This window comes from Pseudomonas yangonensis, from assembly GCF_009932725.1.
In the GTDB taxonomy this organism is placed as follows: Bacteria; Pseudomonadota; Gammaproteobacteria; order Pseudomonadales; family Pseudomonadaceae; genus Aquipseudomonas; species Aquipseudomonas yangonensis.
On the sequence record NZ_BLJU01000110.1, the window covers coordinates 1 to 256 of the forward strand.

1 pseudogene is annotated in these 256 nt (G+C 65.2%); it reads left to right on the forward strand.

The features are described from left to right. Positions 1-256, forward strand: a pseudogene (locus tag GYB81_RS23715) (dihydroxy-acid dehydratase domain-containing protein); the annotation flags it as partial.

Here is a 256-nt window from a genome sequence, read left to right on the forward strand (position 1 = left end):
GCATCAGGTGGTTGAAGCGCCGGCGCTGGTGTTCGAGGATCAGCTGGGGCTGGTCGAGGCGTTCAAGGCCGGCAAGCTGGAGCGCGATTTCGTTGCCGTGGTGCGTTTCCAGGGGCCCCGCAGCAACGGCATGCCCGAACTACACAAGACGACGCCTTACCTGGGCGTGTTGCAGGATCGCGGTCTCAAGATGGCCCTGGTCACCCACGGGCGCATGTCCCGTGCCTCGGGCAAGATTCCGGCGGCCATTCACGTC